Consider the following 7,732-nt stretch of genomic DNA (forward strand, 5'->3'; position numbering starts at 1 on the left):
AACACCCCCATGACAGCACCCTGGAACGACCCCGCCCGCCCCGTCGCCGAACGCGTCGACGCCCTGCTGCAGGAGCTGAGCCTCGAGGAGAAGGCCGGTCAGCTCGGCAGCTACTGGCTGCGCCCCGACCCGGAGGAGGCCACGGGCGGCGCGGCCCCCATGGAGTCCGCCTTCGCCGACGACCGCTCGACCTTCGAGGCCGCGATCGCGCACGGTCTCGGCCACATCACCCGGGCCTTCGGCAGCGCGCCGATCTCGGCCGCGGACGGGGTGGAGCACCTGCGCACCCTGCAGCGCCAGGTCGTGGAGACCTCCCGGCTCGGGATCCCGGCCATCGCCCACGAGGAGTGCCTCACCGGGTTCACCACCCTGGGGGCCACCTGCTACCCGGCCGCGATCGCCTGGGGCGCCGCCTTCGACCCCGAGCTGGTCCGCACCATGGCCCGGCACATCGGCGCCGACATGAAGGGCGTGGGCGTCCACCTCGGCCTCTCCCCCGTGCTCGACGTCGTCCGCGACTACCGCTGGGGCCGCGTCGAGGAGACCGTCGGCGAGGACCCCTACCTCGTGGGCACCCTGACCACCGAGTACGTCCGGGGGCTGCAGGAGGCCGGCGTGATCGCCACCCTGAAGCACTTCGCGGGCTACTCCACCTCCCGCGCCGGGCGCAACCACGCCCCCGTCTCGATCGGACCGCGCGAGTTCCGCGACGTCGTCCTCGTGCCCTTCGAGATGGCCGTCAAGCTCGGGCAGGCCGGCGCGGTGATGAACTCCTACGCGGACGTCGACGGCGTCCCGCCCGTCGCCGACCCCGAGCTGCTCACCACCCTCCTGCGGGAGACCTGGGGCTTCGAGGGCACGGTCGTCTCCGACTACTGGGCCGTGAGCTTCCTGGAGTCCATGCACCACGTCGCCGCGGACCCCCGCGACGCCGGCGTCCAGTCGCTCGCGGCCGGGATGGACGTGGAGCTGCCCGAGACCGGCTGCTTCGCGGACCTCGCCGGCGCCGTGCGCGACGGCGCGCTCGACGAGTCCCTGCTCGACCGCGCGGTGCGGCGGGTGCTGACGCAGAAGGTCGAGCTGGGCCTGCTGGATCCGGGCTTCGACCCCGGCACCGCGGGCGGGGCCGTCGACCTCGACTCCCCGGCGAACCGCCGGCTCGCCCGGCGCATGGCCGAGGAGTCCGTCGTCCTGCTCAAGAACGAGGGCGTCCTGCCGCTGGCCCGCGACACCGCCCGGAAGGTCGCGGTCATCGGCCCCAGCGCCGGGCAGCCCCGCGCGTTCCTCGGCTGCTACAGCTTCACCAACCACGTCCTGTCCCGCTTCGGGGAGTCCGGCACCGGCATCGAGATCACCTCGATCGTCGACGCCCTCGCCGAGGAGTTCGCGGACGGGGGGACCACCTTCCGGCACGCCCGCGGCGTCGACTTCACCGACCCCGACACCAGCGGCATCGCCGAGGCCGTGGCCGCGGCCGAGGAGGCCGACCTCGCGGTCGTCACCGTGGGCGACCTCGCCGGGCTCTTCGGCACGGGCACCTCCGGCGAGGGCTGCGACGTCGTGGACCTGTCCCTGCCCGGCCGGCAGGCCGAGCTCGTCGAGGCCGTGCTCGCCACGGGCACCCCGGTGGTCCTCGTGCTCGTGACGGGCCGCCCCTACAGCCTCGGCGCGTTCGACGACCGCTGCGCGGCCGTGGTGCAGGCCTTCATGCCCGGCGAGGAGGGCGGGCACGCCGTCGCCGGAGTGCTCTCCGGGCGGGTGAACCCCTCCGGGCGGCTGCCCGTGGGGATCCCCCGGCACGTGGGCGGGCAGCCCGGCACCTACCTGACCCCCGCCCTGGGCGGATACTCGGAGGGCGTCTCCAACCTGGACCCTCGGCCGCTGTACCCGTTCGGCCACGGCATCGGCTACTCGAGCTTCTCCTACGACGCGCTCGAGCTGTCCGCGGCCGAGATCGGCACCGACGGCACCGTGGAGGCCGCGGTCACCGTGACCAACACCTCCGGCCGGGCCGGCCAGGAGGTCGTCCAGCTGTACCTGAGCGACCCCGTCGCCCAGGTCGTCCGGCCGCTGAAGATGCTCGTCGGCTTCGCCAAGATCGCGCTGGAGGCCGGGCAGAGCGCCCGCGTGGTCTTCTCCGTCCACGCCGACCGCACCTCGTTCACGGGCCGGGCCGTGCGCCGGATCGTGGAGCCGGGCGAGTTCGTCCTGCGCGCCGGCACCTCCAGCGAGGACCTGCCCCTCGAGGGCCGGTTCACGGTCACCGGCACGGTCCGGGACGTGGAGGACGCCGACCGCGTCCTCACGACCCCCGTCGAGGTCCGCGTCGCCGACCGCGCCCTCGCCGCGTCCGCCGACGCCTCCTGAGCCCGGGGCGCGGGCCGCCGTGCGGCCCGCGCCCCGTCCCACCCGTCCCCGCGAATCCCCCACCCCCCGATGAAGGAACCCCCGACATGAGCAGACGAGCCCCCCTCCTCCGCGCCGGAGCGGCCACCGCCGTCGCCGCCCTGTGCCTCACCGCGGTCCCCCAGGCCGCGAGCGCCGCCCCGGAGACCCGGCCCCCCGGCCTGGCGAAGCAGGACACCCTGCGCTGGAACATCCCGAAGGACTTCCGCATCGGCAGCGCCGTGGCCGGCGGAGGCCACCACACCAGCGCCGACTACCCGGAGCCCTTCCCCTCCGACCCCGAGTACCGCTCCGTCCTGGCGCGGGAGTTCAGCTCCCTGACCCCCGAGAACCAGATGAAGTGGGAGTTCATCCACCCCGAGGAGGGGGTCTACGAGTTCGGCCCCGCGGACGACATCGTCGACTTCGCCGAGGCCAACGGGCAGGTCGTGCGCGGCCACACCCTGTTCTGGCACAGCCAGAACCCCGACTGGCTCGAGGAAGGCGACTACACCCCCGACGAGCTGCGCGCCATCCTCAAGGAGCACATCCACACGGTGGTCGGCCACTACGAGGGGCGCATCCAGCAGTGGGAGGTCGCCAACGAGATCTTCGACGACAGCGGGAACCTGCGCCTGCAGGAGAACATCTGGCTGCGGGAGCTGGGCCCGGAGATCATCGCCGACATCTTCCGCTGGGCCCACGAGGCCGACCCGAACGCCCAGCTGTTCTTCAACGACTACAACGTGGAGGGCCTCAACGCGAAGTCCGACGCCTACTACGCGCTGATCCAGGACCTGCTCGCGCAGGGCGTGCCGGTCCACGGCTTCGGGATGCAGACCCACCTCGGCCTCCAGTACGGCTTCGACGGGCGCATGCAGCAGAACCTCCAGCGCTTCGACGACCTGGGGCTGGAGACGGCCGTCACCGAGATCGACGTCCGCGGACCGGTCGACGGCGACGACCGGATGACCGACGAGCTGCGCCGGAAGCAGGCCGACTGGTACCGCACGGCCCTCGAGGCGTGCCTGGCCGTGGAGGACTGCAACTCCTTCACCGTGTGGGGCGTGCTCGACGAGCACTCCTGGGTGCCGAACACCTTCCCCGGCTACGGGGACGCCCTGACCATGGAGGGCGACTACGAGCGCAAGCCGGCCTACGACGCCCTCCAGGAGGCCCTGGTCCGCTCGCAGCCCGGCGGCGACGCGAAGTGGGAGCACCACCCCGCGTTCCGCTGAGCCGATCGCCCGGACCCGGCCGGAGCGCGACGGGGCCCGCTCGTGCGAGCGGGCCCCGTCGTCGTCCCCGGACGGGGGCGAGTCAGCGCCGGTCGATCCAGCGGGCCGGCGAGTCGTAAATGGCCTCGAGGGCCGTGGCGGCCGCGCCGGTCAGGGCGGGATGGGCCTCCGCGGCGGAGCGCTGGATCTCGACGGGCCCCACCTCCGCCGTGAGCGCGTGCGCCTCCAGGACCTCGCGCAGCACGGGCTCCAGCTCCGGGGCGATCGGGGCGAAGTACCCGGAGAGCACGACCGTCGACAGGTCCAGGACGTTCATCGAGTTCGCGAGCACCACGCCGAGGGGCCGCCCGATCATCTCCATGACCGCCTCCCGGCTCTGCAGCCGCTCCGCCGTGGCCGCCACGAGGTCCTCGATCCGGACGTCCTCCGGCAGGCCGGTCCGGCCCCGCAGCGCGTGGTAGCTGGCGTAGGCCTCGAGGCAGCCGCGCCGCCCGCACCGGCACAGCTCCCCGCCGGGGGTGATCGTGACGTGGCCCAGTTCCCCCGCCCAGCCGTGCTCACCGCGGAGGATGCGCCCCTCCAGGACCACGGCGCCGCCGATGCCGGTCTGGCCGTGCAGGAAGAGGAAGGACGCGCCCGGCCGGCGCAGGACCTCGGTGCGCGCGGCGAGCATGCTGTCGTTGCCGGCGGTGAGCCCCGGGCCCCGGAACGCCGGGTGCTCCCGGAGCCGCTCGACCAGCGGGACGTCCTGCCAGGCGAGGTTGGGGGCGGAGAGCACGGTGGCGCGGTCCGTGGAGAGCCGGCCGGGGACCGAGACGCAGATCCCGGCCACGGGCACGTCCCGGCGGGGCGCCAGGGCGGTGTCCAGCAGACCGGCCAGCACGGAGGCGACCTCGTCCACGGACGCCCCGGCGAAGGCCCCGAAACGGGACTCCTCGTGCAGGACGCGGCCGCCGAGATCCGTGACGAGGCACGCGAGGTGGTCGGCGGCGATCTCCAGGCCCACGCCCAGCACGGTCCCCCGGGCCACGGTCAGGGGGATCGTCGGCCGCCCGGACACCCGCGCGGCCGTCTGCCGGCCCTCGACGAGCAGACCCGCCTCGAGCAGCTCCTGCACCAGTTTGGACACGGTGGGCTTCGTGAGCCCGGTGAGCTTGGCGAGCGCGGCGCGCGAGACCGGCGCGTCCGCCCCGGCGACGGCGCGCAGCACGGTGGAGAGGTTGTGCTCCCGCAGGTGGCTCGACTGCACGGACGACTCTCCTCTGGTGCCGAGAGGACCGGGTCCGGCGCGGATCCCGGCCGACCGGACGGCAGAAAATCCGCCGGCGGTCTTCCCCCACGGTATCCCAGCTCCTATAGTAAGTAACGGAAACTAACCAACTGGGAAAGGACCTCCGATGCCCACCTCCTCCCCCGCGACCTCCCTCGCCCCGTCACTCACCCCGTCCCCCGCGGACAAGTTCTCCTTCGGCCTGTGGACCGTGGGCTGGGCCGCCCGCGACCAGTTCGGCACCGCCTCCCGGCCCGAGCTCGACCCCCTCGAGTCCGTGCGCAAGCTCAAGGAGCTCGGCGCCTGGGGCTTCACCTTCCACGACAACGACCTGATCCCCTTCGACGCCACCGAGGCCCAGCGCGAGAAGCTGATCGGGCAGCTGAAGCAGACCATGGACGAGACCGGCATGGTCTGCGAGATGGTCACCACGGACACCTTCGCGGAGCCGATCTTCAAGGACGGCGCGTTCACGTCCAACGACCGGCGGGTCCGGCGCTACGGCCTGCGCAAGGTGCTCCGCAACGTGGACCTCGCCGCCGAGCTCGGCGCCACGACCTTCGTGATGTGGGGCGGGCGCGAGGGCACCGAGTACGACTCCTCCAAGGACCTCTACGCCGCCCTGGACCGCTACGCCGAGGGCATCGACACCGTGGCCGGGTACATCAAGTCCCAGGGCTACGACATGCGCATCGGCCTCGAGCCGAAGCCCAACGAGCCCCGCGGCAACATCTTCCTGCCGACCATCGGGCACGCCCTCGCGTTCATCGACCGACTCGAGAACGGGGACGTCGTGGGCGTGAACCCGGAGACCGGGCACGAGCAGATGGCCACGCTGAACTACACGCACGGCCTCGCCGAGGCGCTGTGGTGCGAGAAGCTGTTCCACATCGACCTCAACGGGCAGAACGGCCCGATGTACGACCAGGACCTGGTGTTCGGCCACGGCAACCTGATCAGCGCCTTCTTCACGGTGGACCTGCTGGAGAACGGGTTCCCGTCCCTGCCGGGCGCCTACCAGGGGGCCCGGCACTTCGACTACAAGCCCTCCCGCACCGAGCACCTCGACGGCGTCTGGGACTCGGCCGCGGCGAACATGCGGATGTACCTGCTGCTGAAGGAGCGGGCGGTGGCCTTCCGCCAGGACCCCGACGTCCAGGAGGCCATGGAGCAGTCCGGCATCCTCGAGCTCGGCGAGCCGACCCTCGCCGAGGGCGAGGACCTCGAGGCGTTCCTCGCCGACCGCAGCGCCTACGAGGACCTCGACCTGACGGGCCCGTCGGAGCGCAACTACGGCTTCGTGCGCCTGCACCAGCTCGCCGTCGAGCACCTCATGGGCGCCCGGGGCTGAGACGCCCGGGGCCGGCACCCACCCCCTCCGGGGTGCCGGCCCCGTCCCGGCCCGGTCCGGCGCACATCCCCCCCTGCGCCGGGCCGGGCACTGCGCGTCCCGTCCCGCGGCGCCCTCGCCGCTCCGTCCCGACCCCGCACCGAGGTTCTTCATGGCACGCACCACCGTCCTGGGCATCGACTCCTCCACCCAGTCCACCAAGGCGCTCCTCGTCGACGCCGGCACCGGCGAGGTCCTCGCGCAGCGCCGCGCCCCCCACCCGGACGGGACCGAGGTGGACCCCCGGGCCTGGCTCGCCGCGCTCGACGACGCCGCCGGGCCCTTCCTCGCGGAGGCCGCCGCGGTCTCCGTCGGGGGCCAGCAGCACGGGATGGTCGCCCTCGACGAGCACGGCGCCGTGGTGCGCGACGCCCTGCTGTGGAACGACACCCGCTCGGCGCCGCAGGCCCGCCGGCTCGTCGAGGAGATGGGCGGTGCGGCCGCCTGCGCCGAGGAGCTCGGCAGCGTGCTGGTCGCGTCCATGACGTCCACCAAGCTGCGCTGGATGGCGGAGCACGAGCCGGAGCACGCCGCCCGCACCCACCGGGTGCTGCTGCCCCACGACTACCTGTCCCACCACCTCGACGCCGACCGGTCGTCCTTCTTCACCGACCGCGGCGACGCCTCCGGGACCGGCTACTTCTCCACGCGCACCGGCGCCTGGGACCACGCCCTCGTGGAGCAGGCGCTCGGCCACGACCTCGAGCTCCCGCAGGTGGCCACCGCCCCGAACGCGGTCATGGGCCGCACGGCCGCGGGGGCGGTGCTCGCGGCCGGCACGGGCGACAACATGGCCGCCGCGCTGGGCGTCACGCTCGGCCCCGGCGACGTGTCCCTGTCGATCGGCACCTCCGGGGTCGCGGCCATGGTCTCGGAGACCCGCACCGCGGACCCCAGCGGGCTGGTGACCGGCTTCGCCGACGCCACCGGCCGCTACCTGCCCATGGCCACGACCCTCAACGCCGCCCGGATCCTGGAGTTCGGAGCCCGGGTGCTGGGCGTCGACCACGCGGGCCTCGCCGAGCTCGCCCTCGCGGGCCGTCCCGGGGCGGGCGGCGTCACCCTGCTCCCCTACCTCGACGGGGAGCGCACGCCCGACCGGCCCGAGGCCCGCGCCACCCTGCACGGGATGTCCTCGCGCACCGGCCGGGAGGACATCGCCCGGGCCTGCGTGGAGGGCCTGCTCTGCTCCCTCGCCGACGGCGTGGCCGCGCTCGAGCGGGCCACCGGCACCGCTGCGGAGCGGATCCTCCTGATCGGCGGCGGCGCGCAGTCCGAGGCGGTGCGCCGGCTCGCCCCGGCCGTGCTCGGCCGTCCCGTGCTCGTCCCCGCCCCGGCGGAGTACGTGGCCCTCGGTGCCGCCCGGCAGGCCGCCTGGGCCCTCTCGGGCGAGGACGAGCCCCCGGCCTGGGCGCTCGCCGGCGCCCGGCAGTACGAGGCGGAGCCGAC

General features: G+C 73.9%; 5 protein-coding genes. 4 read left to right on the forward strand and 1 reads right to left on the reverse strand.

Features of this window, described 5'->3' with window-relative positions; genetic code table 11:
* The first annotated feature begins 9 nt into the window (after positions 1 to 9).
* Both CRM73_RS10245 and CRM73_RS10250 read left to right on the forward strand, forming a co-directional pair.
* A complete protein-coding gene (locus CRM73_RS10245; RefSeq protein WP_095650249.1) occupies positions 10 to 2,367 on the forward strand; it encodes a glycoside hydrolase family 3 N-terminal domain-containing protein in 2,358 nt (785 codons plus the stop codon).
* Between the two features lie 86 nt (positions 2,368 to 2,453).
* Positions 2,454 to 3,623, forward strand: a complete 1,170-nt coding sequence (locus CRM73_RS10250) for an endo-1,4-beta-xylanase (RefSeq protein WP_229587596.1) — start codon at positions 2,454 to 2,456, stop codon at positions 3,621 to 3,623.
* Positions 3,624 to 3,705: 82 nt separating this feature from the next.
* Here CRM73_RS10250 and CRM73_RS10255 read toward each other — a convergent pair whose 3' ends face one another.
* Positions 3,706 to 4,872 (reverse strand): ROK family transcriptional regulator, encoded by a 1,167-nt coding sequence (locus CRM73_RS10255; protein WP_115163433.1) that lies wholly within the window; start codon positions 4,870 to 4,872, stop codon positions 3,706 to 3,708.
* Between the two features lie 148 nt (positions 4,873 to 5,020).
* Here CRM73_RS10255 and xylA point away from each other — a divergent pair, with 148 nt between their 5' ends.
* A complete protein-coding gene (gene xylA, locus CRM73_RS10260; RefSeq protein WP_017833164.1) occupies positions 5,021 to 6,244 on the forward strand; it encodes a xylose isomerase in 1,224 nt (407 codons plus the stop codon).
* Between the two features lie 151 nt (positions 6,245 to 6,395).
* Positions 6,396 to 7,732 (forward strand): xylulokinase (gene xylB / locus CRM73_RS10265; RefSeq protein WP_229587598.1); only part of this gene is annotated, 1,337 nt, incomplete at its 3' end.

Origin of the sequence: Kocuria sp. CCUG 69068, from assembly GCF_020833785.1 — a bacterium.
Classification (GTDB): Bacteria; Actinomycetota; Actinomycetes; order Actinomycetales; family Micrococcaceae; genus Kocuria; species Kocuria rosea.